We start from the raw sequence: 16,973 nt of genomic DNA, 5'->3' as shown, positions 1-16,973 counted from the left end.
TACTATCAATTATACTGTTCAAAACTTATGAGGATAATGTATGAATATAAAACGACACATGTTAACAACTGCCTTAATCGCTTTATTTGCACTCGCTCAGGTCAATGCGGCAACAGTCACCTTAAAAGATGGACGTGCCATAGAAGGGAAGATAAAAAGCCAAAACAGTGAAACCATCGTTGTCGATATGAATGGTATTGAGATGCGCATTCCGGCTTCAGAGGTTGCCTTGATTGACTTGCAAAGTAGCACATCATTGGACAATACAGACACTGCAGCAGTTTCACAAACAAATACAACAACACAAGATAGCAGCAACATACCTGTAACCGTTCCTGCGGGCACAGCCATTACCATCCGCATGTCTGAATCGGTCAATTCCCGTAACCATAAAACAGGGCAGCGTTTTACTGGCGTACTCGAAGCGAATCTGATGGCAGGTAACGTCGTAGTCGCACCGAAAGGCGCGCAAGTTTACGGGGTGCTGAGCAATGTAAAAAAAGCGGGCCGTATTGCGGGCTCTGCGTCGATGCAGCTGGAACTCAGAGATATATCCATTAATAACGTAATGGTTGCCATCAGAACACAAGCGATCAGCGGTACAGGAGAAAATACCGCCAAAACGTCTGTGGGGCGCACTGCTCGTGCAGCTGCCATTGGTGGTTTAATTGGCGGTGGAGATGGCGCAAAAACAGGCGCAAAAGTGGGTGTGGGGGCAGCCATTTTAACTCAAGGTAGTGATATTGAAGTTCCCAAAGGTACACTGCTTGATTTTATTTTAACGGCCCCCATTCAAGGATGACAGTGTAAATATTGAACAGCGAACTCTCGGGTTCGTTGCTTCTCACTCGGCGCTATGAATGAACAAACTGACAAACAAACTGCGCAAGCATCTCTACATTGTTAAGATCTAACAAGGGCAACCTACAATTAGGGACTTGCCCATCACAGGCCACTGCAATAATGGATGCATCACTTGTAAATAAAAATGGCTTCGCTAAATCACTACGATGCAGCTCGATTTTAGAAAATGGCTGATCACGAAAACCTTCCACCAGCACTAAATCTAATGTATCAGTTTGTAATAAAGCCAGTTGCTCGCTCAATTTGCTATCGTGCTTTTGCGCATATTCAGAAAATAGAATTGAGCGCTGCGTTCCCGCCAACACCACTTGCGTCGCACCTGCTTTGCGAAGGCGGTAGCTGTCTTTACCCGGCTTGTCGAGATCGATATCATGATGACTATGCTTGATAAGGGCGACGCGCAGCCCCTGCTCAACTAATATCGGAATTAATTTCTCGAGTAGTGTTGTCTTGCCAACGCCACTATAGGCAGCAAAGCCCAGTAGCGGCTTAGGAAAATCTTCAATGGTGTGCATTTTTTCTCCCCGGTGATGAACATATTCATTAGCATTGCCAAAAAGCAGCAATGCATTTTTAATGATCATGCGTATAATAGCAAATTCAATCTATACACCACCTACACAATGATACTCTGGAAGCACAATGATCCCCTATCTCAATGAATTTTTAATGGTCACTTTGATCCACTTTTTAGCGGTGATAAGCCCCGGCCCCGACTTTGCTATCGTGGTTCGTCAAAGTATCAGCTTTGGACGAAAAACGGCAATCATGACTAGCCTCGGAATCGGTGTGGGTATTTCGATGCATGTGCTTTATACACTCCTCGGGATAGGCCTTATCATCACACAGTCAGAAACAGCCTTCATGGTTGCGAAAATTGCTGGAACTTTATATCTGAGCTATCTTGGCATAAAGCTATTATTCAGCAAGGCGCAAACAACAAAAACCATGGAAGTTAATGTTGATCATGATAAAAAACATCATCAGAAAGCCTTCATGCTTGGCTTTATGACTAATTTATTAAATCCTAAAGCGACAATGTTCTTTTTAGCGGTTTTTACTAGCATTGTTAGCATCAACACGCCCTTGTATGTACAAAGCATTTATGGCTTGTGGATCACAGTGACTACGGCATTGTGGTTTTCACTGGTTGCCTTTTTCTTTTCACAGCAAAGAGTGCGCGATAAATTCGTTAGTCATGGTTATATTTTTGAGCGGATAATGGGGGTAGTATTATTACTATTTGCAGGAAAGTTAGCTATCGCCTTAATGTAATCAACTTAACAAAGACTTGTTAGTAGGATCACTAGCAAGTCTTTGTTTAGCTTTTTATGGAACCGCAAAACCTTTCGATGCAACCCAAACTCGATACCACTGCTCAGTATTCATCTGTAGTGCTAATGCACCAACCGCTTCTTTAACACGGTCGATTTTTCCCATCCAATAATCCCCACCGGATTGCACGGATGCTTTAAGACCCATGCAAAAATTACCTGTTCGATTGACGTAGCCCCTAATTCATCAATAAGCTCAGTTAAGGTGCCGCGTAATCTTCTCGCCTGTTCTGTCTGCTCACTAAAAATACCTCCACCCGCTAAACATGACCAAGCCATTGGACGAACACGATATTGTTGTAACTGATCGCAAACCCCATTTTCAAGCACCGCAAAGTGCATAGGATTAATTTCAACCTGATTAGTAACCAAAGGTGCATCTAAACGCGATTGTAATAAATCAAACTGCGCTGCGGTGAAGTTTGACACGCCAAAATGTTTCACCTTACCGCTTTGTTTTAGTTCGCTAAAAGCCTCCGCAACTTGATCTGCATCCATCAAAAAATCAGGGCGGTGAACTAATAAGGTATCTAACTGTTGCACACCTAAACGACGTAATGAATTGTCGGTCGACTCTAAAATAGCCTGTTTACTACTATCATAGTGAGAAACACGCTGTTTCCGGGCGTTTGAGCAATTCCATTAATGCCAAATTTTGACACTATTTCAATTTGATCGCGCATCGCAGGGTCGAGTTTTAATGCTTCACCAAATAGTGATTCACAACCACCCGCATCATAAATCGCAGCGTGGTCAACGGTTGTAATCCCCATTTCCACATGCGCCTTAAGAAAAGATAAACGCGCCTGTGCGTTCATATCCCAAGCGCCTAAACGCCAATACCCCTGCACTAATTGAGAAAACGCAGGCCCCTGTGGTGCCATCAATACTTTTTCTACACAATTCATAACAAACTCCAACTAAACATAAATATTACCATTAAGGTTAGCATTAAAATAAGATAGCAATACAAGGGTTACACTTAGATACAAAGTAACTCAATTAATAAATTGTCGCCTTTCCGACACAAATAACATTCGTTGTCGCTTTTATGCTTACTTAAGGCAATTATTAAACGTTATCGCAGATCAAAATAATTATACAATTTGTGTAAAATATATGTTTATTTTGTAGGAAAATCCTGCAAAAGGAACTATATTACGCGCATGGGCAAGGGTGTGAAAAAGAAGCTGGTTATTGCAAATAAAAGCAGTAAAAGGAAACGCATCAATAATTACTTTTATCCAATAATTTGGCATTAATAATGCTTTAACCAGTAAACAATAGCTAGTAATAATAACTAGCAATTTTTAGATCCGTTACATATATTTATATGTAGCTGAGGAGTGCACTCTATGAACAAAGATACAATCAATACAACTTTTAACACCCCATTACTAAATGATTGTACCAATCATTTAGCCTTTCAGCTTAAACAAGCTCCAGCTGGAAATAAAAGAGAGCCAAAGAAATTGACGCCAACCTTTGAAACGTTATGCGCTGATATAGTCACTCATGAATTTATTCGTGGTTACAACTAAGTTATAACTCACTAGCGTTAATAATGACTAAGTAAACAGAGTCGCTAATATAACGACTCTGTTTACTCGCTATTGTATTATTACGAGCTACTTTTCGTCTCGATAAAAAACTAACTCGCTCTCGGTTGATTCCGCAGCAACAAAATAATAACCATCGACATCAAAAGAGGTTAACTGTTTAACTTCCGTTAATTGCTGTTCAATAATATAACGCGCCATTAATCCCCGTGCTTTTTTAGCATAAAAGCTAATCACTTTATATTGACCATTTTTTTGGTCTTTAAAAACAGGGGTAATAATCTTCCCTTGCAGCGCTTTTTTATTGACGGATTTAAAATACTCATTTGATGCTAGATTAATAAGTAAGTCATCACCTTGCTCAGCAAGCGATTGGTTGATAGTCTCTGTGATTAAATTCCCCCAAAATTGATAGAGGTTATTACCTCGCTCATTATCTAATCGCGTCCCCATTTCCAAGCGATAAGCAAGCATTAAATCCAATGGTCTTAAAACACCATATAAACCAGAGAGTATACATAGATGTTGCTGTGCATATTGCAAGGTAGTTGTAGATAACGTGTCGGCTTGCAAACCAGTGTAAACATCTCCTTGAAAAGCAAAAATAGCCTGTTTCGCCTTATCGGGTGAAAATGGCAATTGCCACTGCGCAAAACGAGCAAGGTTCAAACCTGCAATTTTGTCACTCACCTTCATTAATGAGGCAATTTCCTGCATAGATAGTTGTTGGCAGCGTGCTATCAATAACTCACTCTCTGCTAATAATTGCGCTTGAGAAAAAGTCGATATTGGCGCTGACGTGACAAAATCTAATGTTTTAGCAGGGGAAAGTACGACTAACATTGTTACTCCTAAACAGTAATATAATGACCGTGCGTAACAGCCATCATGCAGCGTTACGCACTCTTACGATGATATTAAAACCCTAATGTCACATCATCTAACGCGCCTGCGCTAAAACTTTTTTTATCGGTCGTTGAGTGTAGTTTGATCATTAAGCGAACATCATTAGCCGAATCGGCATGCGCCAAGGTTTCCGTATAACCAATAATGCCTCTCTCATATAACTCAAATAGAGATTGATCAAAGGTTTTCATACCTTGTTCCGTCGATTTTTTCATAATATTTTTAAGCTCATGGAACTCTCCCTTACGAATAGCATCAGCCATGGTCGGGGTATTATATAAAATTTCAAATGCGACACGCCGTCCTTTGCCATCGGCAGTAGGCACTAACTGCTGTGCAACTATCGCACGTAAATTTACCGATAAATCAAATAAAAATTGACGATGACGATCCTTATCAACCAAATGCATAATGCGATCAAGTGCTTGGTTAGCATTATTGGCATGTAATGTTGCTAAACAGAGATGTCCTGTTTCCGCAAAATTAAGGGTAAACTCCATGGTTTCCTGATTACGAATCTCCCCCACCAAAATAACATCAGGTGCTTGTCGTAATGAGTTTTTCAATGCGTTTTCAAAGCTATCGGTATCAATACCCACTTCTCGTTGAGTGATCACCGAACGCCCATGTTGATGCACAAATTCAATGGGATCTTCAATGGTTAAAATATGCCCTGCGGCATTTTCATTACGGTATCCTATCATCGCAGCTTGCGTTGTTGACTTACCAGAGCCCGTTGCACCCACACAGAGAATTAAGCCATGATTCGCCATACAAGTTTCTTTTAATTGCTGCGGCAGGTGTAACTCTTCAAAACTTGGGATATTACCTTCAATGCGACGAATAACCATTGAAGGTTGCTCTTTTTGCATATAGGCACTAACACGAAAACGCCCAGATTCAACCGTATTTAAAGCAAAATTAGACTCTTTTTCAATCTTGAATTTAGCGAATCGTTGTGCCCCCATCGCCTCTTCACAGAGTTGATAAACCTCCGCAGAGGTTAAGCTTTGATCATTGATTTGCTCTAAATAACCATTCACTTTCATCGTTGCAGGTAACCCTACGGAGATAAAAAGATCAGACGCTTTTGTTATCGATGCTTTATGCAGTAATGCCGTTAACATGACTTAATCCTTGTTAGAAAGTTTTAGGGTCAGATGCTTTTTGTGCCGCATCTGCATGAGAAACTTGCCCCTGGCTCACTAGGTTACGTAAACATTGATCTAATGTTTGCATACCATGCACCATCCCAGTTTGAATAACCGAATACATTTGTGCAACTTTATCTTCACGAATAAGGTTACGAATGGCTGGGATACCAAGCATGATCTCGTGTGCAGCAACACGACCACCGCCATTTTTCTTTAATAGCGTTTGTGAAATAACCGCACGTAATGACTCAGATAACATAGATCGCACCATGCCTTTTTCTGCCGCAGGAAATACATCGATAACACGGTCTATGGTTTTGGCTGCGGATGTGGTGTGCAATGTTCCAAATACGAGGTGGCCCGTTTCAGCGGCTGTTAATGCTAAACGAATGGTTTCTAAATCACGCATCTCACCGACCAGAATAACATCGGGATCTTCACGCAAGGCGCTTTTAAGGGCGCGATCAAAACCAAGGGTATCTTTATAGACTTCACGTTGGTTAATCAGCGCTTTTTTACTTTCATGCACGAACTCGATCGGATCTTCGATGGTCAAAATATGTTCATGACGACTTTCATTGATATAATCAATCATCGCTGCGAGTGTCGTTGATTTACCCGATCCCGTAGGCCCTGTTACTAAAACCAAACCACGGGGAAATTCAGATATTTTCTTAAAAATCGCGGGTGCATGTAAATCATCCAATGTTAATACTTTGCTTGGGATGGTACGAAATACCGCACCAGCGCCTCGTTTTTGGTTAAATGCATTAACACGGAAACGGGCTAAGTCTGGAATTTCAAATGAAAAATCGGTTTCTAGCTGCTCTTCAAAATCTTTACGCTGCTTATCATTCATAATGTCATAAATTAGACTATGCACCTCTTTATGCTCTAAAGCTGGTATATTTATCTTGCGAACTTCGCCATCTACCCTGATCATTGGAGGAACGCCAGCAGAAAGGTGTAGATCTGATGCATTATGCTTTACACTAAAAGCTAATAACTCTGTAATATCCATAATTTAAAAATCCTATTTATGATGAACAATATTTTTCAACAAATAACAAACGTTAAACAAAAAATAGCGCATGCAGCTCAACAAGTACACAGAAATCCTGAGCAGGTTCAGCTATTAGCGGTGAGTAAAACCAAGCCTGTTGCACTAATCAAACAGGCTTATGACTTTGGTTTACGCCATTTTGGTGAAAATTACGTGCAAGAAAGCGTAGAAAAAATCCAACAAATCAAAACTGATAAGGCATTTTCAGATCCGATTTATTGGTATTTTATTGGCCCATTACAATCCAATAAAACACGCCTTGTTGCTGAAAATTTTGACTGGGTACAAAGTGTTGAGCGAATGAAAATAGCACAACGCTTAAATGATCAACGTCCCAGTGAGTTAGCACCACTTAATATTTGCCTACAGGTTAATATTAGCGGAGAACAAAGTAAGTCGGGTACTACTTTATCGCAAGTTATTGAGCTAGCTTCACAAGTAAGTACATTACCACGCTTAAAACTACGTGGAATCATGGCGATCGCCGAAAATACCAGCGATCAACTACGCCTTGAAAAACAGTTCCAAGAGCTCCATAACATCTATTTACAGCTACAACAGCGATTTCCTAATATAGACACGTTGTCGATGGGAATGAGTGGCGACTTAGAAAGCGCAATTCGTTGCGGTAGTACCATGGTACGAATTGGTAGTGATATTTTCGGTCGTAGAGACTGATTTTTATTTTTAAAAAAGGAATTAACATGTTACACAAAAAAATTACATTTATTGGTGCGGGCAACATGGCGACAAGCATAATCAGCGGTCTAGTTAAAGATGGTTACCCGAGTGATTTAATTTGTGCGAGTGAACCAAACATTGCAAATACACAGAAATTAGCAGATAAATACGCAGTAAAAACAAGCCAAGATAACAACCAAGCAACACAATGGGCTGATGTCATCGTTTTATCGGTAAAACCACAAATAATGCCAGCGGTCTGCCAAGACCTAGCAGAACAAGGAATCGATTTTAGTCAAAAACTCATTATCTCGATTGCTGCAGGTATTTCAGTACAACGTCTACACTCGTTATTGGGTGAAAACAGTGCGATCGTTCGTACTATGCCAAATACCCCATCACTTTTGAAAAAAGGGATGACGGGCTTATTTGCTTCACAGCAAGTCACCGATGCAGACAAAGCTTTTGCTGGTGAATTAATGGCAGCAGTCGGCGAAACACTGTGGGTTGAAGATGAAGCGATGATCAATGCGGTTATTGCCGCATCAGGATCATCTCCTGCTTATTTCTTTCTGTTTATGGAAGCAATGCAAGAAAAAGCAATGGAGATGGGCTTTACTGAACAGCAAGCACGTTTACTCGTACAGCAAGCTGCATTAGGTAGTGCAGAAATGGTCAAAGAAAATAGTGAAATTAGTCTCGCCACATTACGTGAAAATGTCACGTCAAAGGGAGGCACAACTGCCGAAGCGGTGCGCACATTGAACGAATTAACATTAAAAGAGACCGTCGCTAAGGCCATGCAAGCAGCTGCTGACCGTGGTGTAGAGATGGAAAAGTTATTTTAAGTTTACAAAAAGAGAGAATATCCAATGAATGCTGTTAATTTTTTAGTCAATACTCTGTTTGATCTCTATCTGATGGTGGTATTGCTACGAGTCTGGTTACAGGTTGCTCGTGCTGATTTTTATAACCCCTTTAGCCAATTTATCGTTAAAGCGACGCAACCGGTTGTCGCGCCGTTACGTCGGGTTATACCAAGCTTGGGTGGTTGGGATACGGCGACGATCGTCTTTGCTCTGTGTGTAGCAGCATTAAAAGTTATTAGTTTAAGTTTAATTATCGGCGCTTCGATTACTCCCTTCATTGTCGCTGTATCAGCATTGGTTATTTTCATAACCGCTGTATTTAAACTACTCTTTTGGGTATTGATCTTACGTGCCATTCTCAGTTGGATTAGTCGCGGCCATAACCCAATTGAAGCAGTGATGATTCAATTAACCGAACCGCTACTTGCACCAGTACGACGCTTTATTCCTCCTATGGGTGGGCTGGATCTATCGATGCTAGTGGTGTTACTCGGCTTGCAATTTTTAGAAATGCTAATCAATGACCTACTGCAACAGCTATTCTAATGAGTGTGAATTACTTAAAACAAGACGGAGAAGATCTTCTACTGCGTCTTGTTTTACAACCGAAGGCGAGTTGCGATAAGTTTGTCGGTTTATTAGGAGATGAGCTTAAAGTGATGATTACTGCACCTCCGATAGATGGTAAAGCGAATCAACACTTAATTAAATTTCTTAGTAAGCAGTTTAAAGTCCCTAAGGGTGCGGTCATCGTAGAAAAAGGATCATTAAATCGCCATAAATTAGTGCGCATTCAAAATCCCAAACAGATTCCCCCTTTTTTAATAACAAGGATGAACCATGTTGACATTAAATAGACTGTTAATTGCCTCTCTATTAACCGCTTTTTCGCTATTTTCTTCGATAACTTTTGCAGAGCAATCCCTTCGCTTTGCTAATTTACAGGTGCACTATATCGCCCTACCAACGACTTTTTTACAGCCAGAAATTGCTCAGCAATATGGTATAAAACGCAGCAAATTTACTGGCTTGATTAATATTTCCGTACTGGATGAAAATGACAACTTAAAAGCCGTTGCAGCACAGTTATCTGGCACAGGTAAAAATCTTATCGGGCAAGTAGAAACATTAAATTTCAAAGAGATACGAGAAGGAGAGGCTATTTACTACATTGCTACTTATCCCTTTAGCAATGAAGAAATTGTAAACTTTTCCATTGCAATTAAAAGCGCCAACACAACCAATACACTTAAGTTCCAACACAAGTTTTATACAGAGTAAAAACAGGCAAATTATGAAAAAAAAATGGGTTTTAGCCACAGGTAACAAAGGTAAAGTCAAGGAGATGAGCGAACTGCTTAATAGCTTCTCAATTGAAGTCTTACCACAAAGTCATTTTAACGTTGCAGAGGTTCCAGAAACAGGTACAACCTTTGTTGAAAATGCCATTATCAAAGCGCGCCACGCAGCTAAAATAACAGGTCTGCCAGCCATTGCCGATGATTCTGGTTTAGAGGTCGATTTTTTAAATGGTCAACCCGGTATCTACTCCTCTCGTTTTGCCAGGTGAAAATGCCACCGATCAAGATAATATAGATCTACTATTGAGTAAATTAGAGGGTATTAGTGCAGATCAACGCAGCGCTCGTTTTCAATGCGTACTCGTTTATATGCGTCACGCTTTAAATCCGACCCCCATTATCTGCCAAGGTACATGGGAGGGGGTAATTAGTAATGAAATGCAAGGTAAAAATGGCTTTGGTTATGATCCAATCTTTTGGGTCGAAAGTGAACAGTGTTCATCGGCACAGCTAAGCAAGCAACGCAAGGGGGAGTTAAGCCACCGCGGTAAAGCCTTGGCAATGCTTGTAGAGTTACTCAAAGAGCAGTTGGGTTAATCGCTGACTATTTATTGCCCCTACCATGAGGTAAGGGCTATTGTGCACATTATTAGGTTATTAAATGCTACAGTTACCCCCTTTAAGCCTCTATATTCATTTTCCTTGGTGTATTGAAAAGTGCCCCTATTGCGATTTTAATTCCCATAAATTACAGGGTACGATCCCAGAACAAGCCTACTTGCAGGCACTTCTCGATGATCTAAATAACGAGTTAGTTTATGTGCAAGGTCGTCAATTAGAGAGCATTTTTATCGGCGGCGGTACACCGAGTTTAATTTCAGCGTCAGGGATAGCATGGTTGCTTACTGAAATTAAACAGAAAATTCCCTTTAAAAAAGAGATAGAGATCACCCTTGAAGCCAATCCAGGGGCGATTGAAAATCAGAAAATAAGCGATTTTAAGAAAGCGGGAATTAGCCGTTTCTCCTTTGGTGTACAAAGCTTCCAGCAACAAAAACTAACGCTATTAGGTAGAATCCATGGCCCACAGGAAGCCGTTAATGCCGCGAAACAAGCGACCGCAGTAGGTATGAAAACCTTTAATTTAGATTTGATGCATGGCTTGCCTGAACAGACACTTACTGATGCACTTGAAGATTTACAAACTGCCATCGCATTACAACCAACACACCTCTCTTGGTATCAATTAACCATCGAACCCAATACCCAATATTTTTCACATCCCCCTAAATTACCTGAAGATGAGCTTCTCTGGGAGATTCAAGAGGCAGGTGTTAAGTTACTCGCAGAGAATGGTTATCAGCAGTATGAGATATCAGGTTATTGCAAAACGGGTTTCGCCTGCCAGCACAACCTTAACTATTGGCGCTTTGGCGACTATATCGGTATTGGCTGTGGCGCCCATGGTAAGTTAACCTTGCCACTTGAAAATAAAATCATTCGCAGCAGTAAAATCAAACACCCTAAGGGTTATTTAGATAAGTCTCGTCCATTTATCGATCACACTCATGTCGTCGCCAAAGATGAAATCGCCTTTGAATATATGATGAATCGCTTACGACTATTTGAGGTAATCCCATTTAAAGAGTTTGAAGCTTACACGGGATTAAGCGTTGCAACCATAGAGCCAGCGATAACTGCCGCGATCAATAAAAATTTATTGGTAAAAAATAGCGACAACTGGCAAGTAACTGAGCTTGGTCACCGCTACTTAAATGAACTATTGACGCTATTTATGGAATAATTTTTAATGTTGAGGGGAATATTTTTCCATCATCCCTTCAACATCATCCATCATCTCAGAGCTACCGCAGAAAAAGGGGACACGTTGATGGATTCCGTAGGCTCTATGGTCATAATTCGATTAAAGCCATCACTGGCACGACCGCCAGCCTGTTCAATCAAAAATGCCATTGGATTACATTCGTACAATAAACGTAATTTTCCTTTTGGTGCAGAGGCCGTTGAAGGGTAGATATAAATCCCCCCCTTTAATAAATTACGATGAAAATCAGAGACTAATGAGCCAATATAACGAGAGGTGTAGGGACGATTTGATGCGGGTTCGATCTTTGGCAATGTTTTAAATATTTCTTAACACCATCGGGGAATTTAAGATAATTACCTTCGTTAATCGAGTATATTTTGCCAGTCACAGGGATCTGGATATTTTCATGGGAAAGGTAAAAAACGCCTAATGATGGATCGCAAGTAAAGCCATGCACTCCATTTCCCGTTGTGTAAACCAACATGGTTGATGAACCATAAATAATATACCCCGCAGCGACTTGGCGTATACCTGGCTGTAAAAAATCGTCTAATACAACGGGTTCACCTAACGGGCTAAGCCTTTGATAAACAGAAAATATAGTACCGATAGAGACATTAACATCAATATTCGATGAGCCATCAAGCGGATCCATTAATACGACATACTTGCTGTTTACGCTGCGCTCACTATCAAAGATAATAATATCTTCCTCTTCTTCCGATGCAACACCACAGACTTCTCCTCTCGCTTCTAATGCAGACTTAAACACATTGTTAGCAAATAGATCCATTTTTTGCTGTACTTCACCCTGTACATTTTAAGGCCGGTTACGCCAATAATATCGACTAGCCCTGCTGTATTTATTTCCCGATTAACGACTTTCGCAGCTAATCGAATAGAACTTAGCAGTAAAGATAATTCACCCGTCGCTTTAGGGTATTCGTTTTGTTGTGCAATGATATATTCGCCTAAGGTGATCATTTTCTACTCCCTATAATATAATGTGTCGCTGATATCCAACGCTATATATTCGACCATCGAAAAAGTTAACAAAATAAAAGGCGAATACAATCACCCTCAAAATGATGCGCTAATGAGTGCAAACAAATAGGCAAAGATTAACTTTTTGTAATGATTCATCCACCTTTTCAATCTGATCAATGCGCTACAATTTTCTCATCAAATAACTATAGGAAACAAAACATGAAATTAAAAAGTTTAATTTGCGGCGTAACCATTGCATTAGCCTCCTTTACGGCATTAGCTGATGATGATGCACTTTCTGTACTGGCATTAAAAAATGCTAAATTCACCGTAGAGCAGGCAATTGAGAAGGTATCGCAGGAGTATAAAGGTAGCATTGTTGAATTTGAAGTAGACGATCATCGAGGGCAAGCTAGCTATGAATTTGAGATAGTTAATTTGCAAAGTGAACAAAAGTACAAACTGCAGGTAAGCAATGAAGATGGTAGTATATTAAAAGAGAAAACCACTAACCTAAAAAGTGATGAAAAAGAAGCGGTGAACACACTAACCGCTGCTAAGTTCGATCTAAAATCTACACTGACACTGGTGCGACAAAAATATAATGCTGAAGTAGTTGAATTTGAATTGAAAAATAAAAAAGGGATCACTTTTTATAAATTCAAACTGTACGATGAAAATGGGCGAAAACGCATTATTGTTGATGTTGAAACGGGCGAGATGGTTCCCGTTATGAAAAAATAGTTGATTATGATTAATTCGCCCGATTTTCATCATTGGGCGATAACGACAGACCACGTATATTGATAGAACATGACTATAAACGATAGAAGGATAACTTGTGCGAATTTTAGTTGTCGAAGATAACCTCACTACTCGTCAGTACCTACAAAAGGCACTGCAAGAACAAGGGTATCAAGTAGACCTTGCTGATAATGGTAAAGATGGCTTATTTTTAGCACTTGAACATGATTACCAATTAATCCTGTTGGATCGCATGTTGCCGCAATTAGATGGTTTATCGGTATTATCAACCCTCAGAAATGCCAACAACAAAACACCCGTTTTAATATTAAGCGCATTAGATAGTGTATCAGAGCGTGTCAGAGGACTACGAGAAGGAGGCGATGATTACCTCGTTAAACCCTTTGCGTTATCTGAGTTATTAATCAGAATTGAGATATTAATTAAGCGTCGTGTACTCGGTACACAGCCATCAAGCACTATCCAAGTCTCTGATCTAAAAATGGATCTACTTTCCCATAAAGTATATCGTGGATTAATAGAGGTTCCTCTACAACCCAAAGAGTTTAAATTATTACGCTATTTAATGGAGCATGCGGGGCAAGTGGTATCTCGCTCCTTGCTATTTGAAGCGGTATGGGATTATCATTTTGATCCACAAACCAATGTTATTGACGTGCACGTTGCACGTTTACGTAAAAAGGTAGAGCTAGATGGTTATCCCCCCTTACTTGAGACAGTGCGTGGCGTCGGTTACAGAATGGTGGAGAAATAACCTAAAAGCGAGTTCCATCTGGCGTTTAACCTCTTTATACACCGCCCTGCTACTTTGTGTTGTTAGCCTTTTGCTGATTATTTTATACCAATTGAGTGTCGGGCAAATAAAACGCAATCAAATAGTACAAATGGAAAACCTTGTTGAACAGCAAAAGCTCTTAGCTAAGCAACTTGAGCTCAATGATTTCATTCAACAATTTGAGATGCATGCAGCTAACTCTAGACAATACATACTGACTTTTAGGCATAAGGGAAATACCTACGGTCAATTAAGCTCCATTCCGACTTATATTAATAGTTGTCCAACGCTCTCTCGCTTCCCTATTTGGTTAGAAAAATACGATGAATTACGTTTGATTAGTGGCTGTATTTTACATATATCAACGGGCACACTATTTATCGCCAACGATGACGAATCACTTTACAATTTACAAACACAATTTCTTAACGCGTCTCTCGTGGCACTATTATCTGCATTGATATTGGGTATTTTTACAGGATTTATTTTCTCTCGACGTGTATTAAAAAGGATCCGTACATTTAATAATATTGCACAACGCGTTGAAGCAGGAGAAATGACCGCTCGAGTTCCAATCTCCTCTAATGCCGATGAATATGATGACATGGCGAGACATATTAATACCATGTTATCTCGCCTAGAGGACTCTTTTAATGCCATCAGCACAGTGACCGATGCGATTGCACACGACTTACGTACCCCACTGAGCCACCTTAAACAACAAATAGAAGAAAATATAAATGATGCACATAAAGCAGGTCTAAATAGCGACCATTTACAAAAAATGATAACGAAATTAGATGCTATTCTATTTACCTTCACTGCAATGTTAGAGATCACACGCCTTGAACATAGTCAGCAAAAAGAGCACTTTACTTTAGTATGTCTCGATGACGTGATTAATGATGCCATTGATTTAATCCACCCCCTCATAGAAGAAAAACAACAAAACTTACACATTACTGGTGCAAATTGTTTACTACAGGGTGATGCGACGTTATTGTTCAGAGTCGTTTATAATTTACTCGAAAATGCCTGTAAATATGCAGGAGAGTTTGCACAAATATCCATTGATATCAGCAACAAAGGCTTTACGCTTAGCGATAATGGTCAGGGAATTGCCGATAGTGAAAAAGAAAAAGTATTTCAACGCCTATACCGCATTGAAAAGAGTAGAAATATAGCGGGCTTTGGTATTGGCCTGTCACTAGTCAAAGCGATCGTGCGTCTGCATGATGGTAAAATAAAACTCCTAGACAACAATCCCGGCTTAAAGGTGGTTATTGAATTTACTGATACGCATTAAATAACTTCAACTAGGAATAAGCAAATCGATACTGCATAGCTACTTCAATTTTCTGCCTAGCATCTTGAAGTAGCATGGAATTTATCCCATGCTACTTCATAAAAGGCGTTAAGAAAGATTCACTAAAAATGGGTCTCGAGATAACTTATGATTACCCTCTGGCTCAAACCAAGCCAATTTTTCGGCCAAACTGACGACTTCACCAATGATCATCAATGTCGCACCTTGTAAGCCACCACCTAATAAAGTTAATTCTGATAGTTTTCCAATAACCACCTGCTGGTCTGAGGTTGTGCCCCGATTAACCAAGGCTACAGGCGTATCGGGTGAACGCCCAAAACTGAGTAACTGATTTTGTATTTCCTGAGACTGAATTAATCCCATGTAAACGACTAATGTCTGATGGGGAGCTGCGAGGGCTTGCCAATTAAGTTGTCTGCCATCTGATTTACGATGCCCTGTTACAAAGGTAACAGATTGAGAATAATCACGATGTGTTAAAGGGATCCCCGCATAGGCACTACACCCTGAAGCGGCGGTAATGCCCGGTACGACTTGAAAAGCGACCCCCGCGGCGACGAGCTCTTCTAATTCTTCTCCACCACGGCCAAAAATAAAGGAGTCCCCCCTTTCAAACGCACCACTTTTTTACCTTGTTTAGCAAATTCCACCAACATTTGATTGGTTCTTGATTGCTCAACTTCGTGATTTCCAGCTTCCTTACCAACGGAAATCAAATCAGCATCACGACGCACTAAATCTAAAATATCGGCAGAAACCAACCTATCATATAATACGACATCAGCTTGCTGCATAAGCTGTAATGCCTTTAATGTTAATAACGATGGGTCACCTGGCCCTGCTCCAACCAAAGCAACATCTCCCTGTGTAACATCTTCCGTTAATGTTTTTTCCATTAACTCAAGCGCATTTGCTGTTTGCCCTTTTTGTAATAAATGACCTAATTGCCCGTTAGCAAATAATTTTTCCCAATAACGTCGACGTAAAGAAGGATTACCAATCACTTCCTTTACACGGTTACGAAAATCACCAGAAATACGAGCTAACCGCCCTAAATGCATAGGTAGTAACGCTTCTAATCGCTCCCTAATTAAACGCGCTAAAACGGGAGCTGTACCTGCACTTGAAATCGCCACAATAATAGGGGAGCGATCCACGATAGAGGGCATAATAAAACTGGACAGTTCTGGGTCATCGACCACATTGACGAGCAATTGTAAGGCATTAGCTGCATTTGCAATTTGTTCATTAACATCGCGCTTATCGGTTGCAGCAATAACTAACCATTTGCCCTGTAACAGATCAGTACTGAAATTTTGACGGATTATTTTTAATTGCTGATCTTTCTCTTTTTGCAATAGACGGCTATCAATTTCAGGCGCACAAACAGTGACATCAGCATTGGCTTTAAGCAACAGGTGCACCTTTCTAAAGGCAATATCCCCACCACCGACGACAAGACAGGGACGGTTTTCGAGTTTGGTAAAAATGGGTAGGTAATCCATAGCAAGTCACTCATTAATAGTATTATGAAGCCGACACTATAAAGAAATATCTCAC

16 protein-coding genes and 4 pseudogenes are annotated in these 16,973 nt (G+C 40.3%); 13 read left to right on the top strand and 7 right to left on the bottom strand.

Annotated features, from left to right (window positions below):
* The first annotated feature begins 40 nt into the window (after positions 1 to 40).
* Positions 41 to 802 carry a hypothetical protein gene (locus AB1A03_RS14850; RefSeq protein WP_354625400.1) on the top strand — a complete coding sequence of 254 codons (762 nt, stop codon included), beginning with the start codon at positions 41 to 43 and terminating at the stop codon, positions 800 to 802.
* 52 nt (positions 803 to 854) lie between these two features.
* On the opposite strand, the gene mobB is transcribed toward AB1A03_RS14850, so the two are convergent.
* The gene (mobB, locus tag AB1A03_RS14845; protein ID WP_354625399.1) at positions 855 to 1,448 is read right to left on the bottom strand and encodes a molybdopterin-guanine dinucleotide biosynthesis protein B; all 594 of its coding nucleotides are present in this window, start codon (positions 1,446 to 1,448) and stop codon (positions 855 to 857) included.
* A 58-nt stretch (positions 1,449 to 1,506) separates the two neighbouring features.
* Here mobB and AB1A03_RS14840 point away from each other — a divergent pair, with 58 nt between their 5' ends.
* Positions 1,507 to 2,139: a LysE family translocator gene (locus AB1A03_RS14840; RefSeq protein ID WP_354625398.1), complete on the top strand. Its 633-nt coding sequence runs from the start codon at positions 1,507 to 1,509 to the stop codon at positions 2,137 to 2,139.
* A 54-nt stretch (positions 2,140 to 2,193) separates the two neighbouring features.
* Here AB1A03_RS14840 and AB1A03_RS14835 read toward each other — a convergent pair.
* A pseudogene (locus AB1A03_RS14835) lies at positions 2,194 to 3,106 on the bottom strand (aldo/keto reductase).
* A 447-nt stretch (positions 3,107 to 3,553) separates the two neighbouring features.
* On the opposite strand from AB1A03_RS14835, the gene AB1A03_RS14830 reads away from it, so the two are divergent.
* Positions 3,554 to 3,739, top strand: coding sequence for a hypothetical protein (locus tag AB1A03_RS14830; RefSeq protein WP_354625397.1), 186 nt, complete (start codon positions 3,554 to 3,556; stop codon positions 3,737 to 3,739).
* 87 nt (positions 3,740 to 3,826) lie between these two features.
* On the opposite strand, the gene yaaA is transcribed toward AB1A03_RS14830, so the two are convergent.
* The 3 genes from yaaA to AB1A03_RS14815 all read right to left on the bottom strand — a co-directional run bounded on the left by yaaA (position 3,827) and on the right by AB1A03_RS14815 (position 6,838).
* Positions 3,827 to 4,600, bottom strand: a complete 774-nt coding sequence (yaaA, locus tag AB1A03_RS14825; RefSeq protein WP_354625396.1) for a peroxide stress protein YaaA — start codon at positions 4,598 to 4,600, stop codon at positions 3,827 to 3,829.
* A 74-nt stretch (positions 4,601 to 4,674) separates the two neighbouring features.
* Positions 4,675 to 5,790, bottom strand: coding sequence for a PilT/PilU family type 4a pilus ATPase (locus tag AB1A03_RS14820; RefSeq protein ID WP_354625395.1), 1,116 nt, complete (start codon positions 5,788 to 5,790; stop codon positions 4,675 to 4,677).
* A gap of 13 nt (positions 5,791 to 5,803) precedes the next feature.
* On the bottom strand, positions 5,804 to 6,838 hold the full coding sequence (locus AB1A03_RS14815; protein WP_354625394.1) for a type IV pilus twitching motility protein PilT: 1,035 nt from the start codon (positions 6,836 to 6,838) through the stop codon (positions 5,804 to 5,806).
* A gap of 21 nt (positions 6,839 to 6,859) precedes the next feature.
* Here AB1A03_RS14815 and AB1A03_RS14810 point away from each other — a divergent pair, with 21 nt between their 5' ends.
* The 7 genes and pseudogenes from AB1A03_RS14810 to hemW all read left to right on the top strand — a co-directional run bounded on the left by AB1A03_RS14810 (position 6,860) and on the right by hemW (position 11,535).
* On the top strand, positions 6,860 to 7,558 hold the full coding sequence (locus AB1A03_RS14810) for a YggS family pyridoxal phosphate-dependent enzyme (protein WP_354625490.1): 699 nt from the start codon (positions 6,860 to 6,862) through the stop codon (positions 7,556 to 7,558).
* Between the two features lie 26 nt (positions 7,559 to 7,584).
* Positions 7,585 to 8,409, top strand: coding sequence for a pyrroline-5-carboxylate reductase (proC, locus tag AB1A03_RS14805; RefSeq protein ID WP_354625393.1), 825 nt, complete (start codon positions 7,585 to 7,587; stop codon positions 8,407 to 8,409).
* Between the two features lie 24 nt (positions 8,410 to 8,433).
* Positions 8,434 to 8,976, top strand: coding sequence for a YggT family protein (locus AB1A03_RS14800; RefSeq protein ID WP_354625392.1), 543 nt, complete (start codon positions 8,434 to 8,436; stop codon positions 8,974 to 8,976).
* The gene (gene yggU, locus AB1A03_RS14795; RefSeq protein ID WP_354625391.1) at positions 8,976 to 9,287 is read left to right on the top strand and encodes a DUF167 family protein YggU; all 312 of its coding nucleotides are present in this window, start codon (positions 8,976 to 8,978) and stop codon (positions 9,285 to 9,287) included. Before AB1A03_RS14800 ends, yggU begins: the two co-directional genes overlap by 1 nt.
* Entirely contained in the window at positions 9,271 to 9,711 is a 441-nt protein-coding gene (locus tag AB1A03_RS14790) for a DUF4426 domain-containing protein (RefSeq protein WP_354625390.1), read from the top strand. Before yggU ends, AB1A03_RS14790 begins: the two co-directional genes overlap by 17 nt.
* A 13-nt stretch (positions 9,712 to 9,724) precedes the next feature.
* Positions 9,725 to 10,328 (top strand): annotated as a pseudogene (locus AB1A03_RS14785) (XTP/dITP diphosphatase).
* Positions 10,329 to 10,392: 64 nt separating this feature from the next.
* Complete coding sequence (gene hemW, locus AB1A03_RS14780; protein WP_354625389.1) at positions 10,393 to 11,535, top strand: radical SAM family heme chaperone HemW; 1,143 nt, start codon at positions 10,393 to 10,395, stop codon at positions 11,533 to 11,535.
* Between the two features lie 3 nt (positions 11,536 to 11,538).
* Here hemW and fbp read toward each other — a convergent pair.
* Positions 11,539 to 12,543 (bottom strand): annotated as a pseudogene (gene fbp, locus AB1A03_RS14775) (class 1 fructose-bisphosphatase).
* 222 nt (positions 12,544 to 12,765) lie between these two features.
* Between fbp and AB1A03_RS14770 the strand changes: the two are divergent.
* The 3 genes from AB1A03_RS14770 to AB1A03_RS14760 all read left to right on the top strand — a co-directional run bounded on the left by AB1A03_RS14770 (position 12,766) and on the right by AB1A03_RS14760 (position 15,392).
* The gene (locus AB1A03_RS14770; RefSeq protein ID WP_354625388.1) at positions 12,766 to 13,290 is read left to right on the top strand and encodes a PepSY domain-containing protein; all 525 of its coding nucleotides are present in this window, start codon (positions 12,766 to 12,768) and stop codon (positions 13,288 to 13,290) included.
* A gap of 97 nt (positions 13,291 to 13,387) precedes the next feature.
* Positions 13,388 to 14,065, top strand: coding sequence for a winged helix-turn-helix domain-containing protein (locus tag AB1A03_RS14765; protein ID WP_354625387.1), 678 nt, complete (start codon positions 13,388 to 13,390; stop codon positions 14,063 to 14,065).
* The gene (locus AB1A03_RS14760; protein WP_354625386.1) at positions 14,034 to 15,392 is read left to right on the top strand and encodes a sensor histidine kinase; all 1,359 of its coding nucleotides are present in this window, start codon (positions 14,034 to 14,036) and stop codon (positions 15,390 to 15,392) included. The genes AB1A03_RS14765 and AB1A03_RS14760 overlap by 32 nt, the downstream gene beginning before the upstream one ends.
* 108 nt (positions 15,393 to 15,500) lie before the next feature.
* On the opposite strand, the pseudogene cysG reads toward AB1A03_RS14760, so the two are convergent.
* Positions 15,501 to 16,918, bottom strand: a pseudogene (gene cysG / locus AB1A03_RS14755) (siroheme synthase CysG).
* Positions 16,919 to 16,973: the final 55 nt, after the last annotated feature.

This window comes from Psychromonas sp. MME2, assembly GCF_040566515.1.
Lineage (GTDB): Bacteria > Pseudomonadota > Gammaproteobacteria > Enterobacterales > Psychromonadaceae > Psychromonas.
This window is presented reverse-complemented; position numbering and strand designations above follow the sequence as displayed.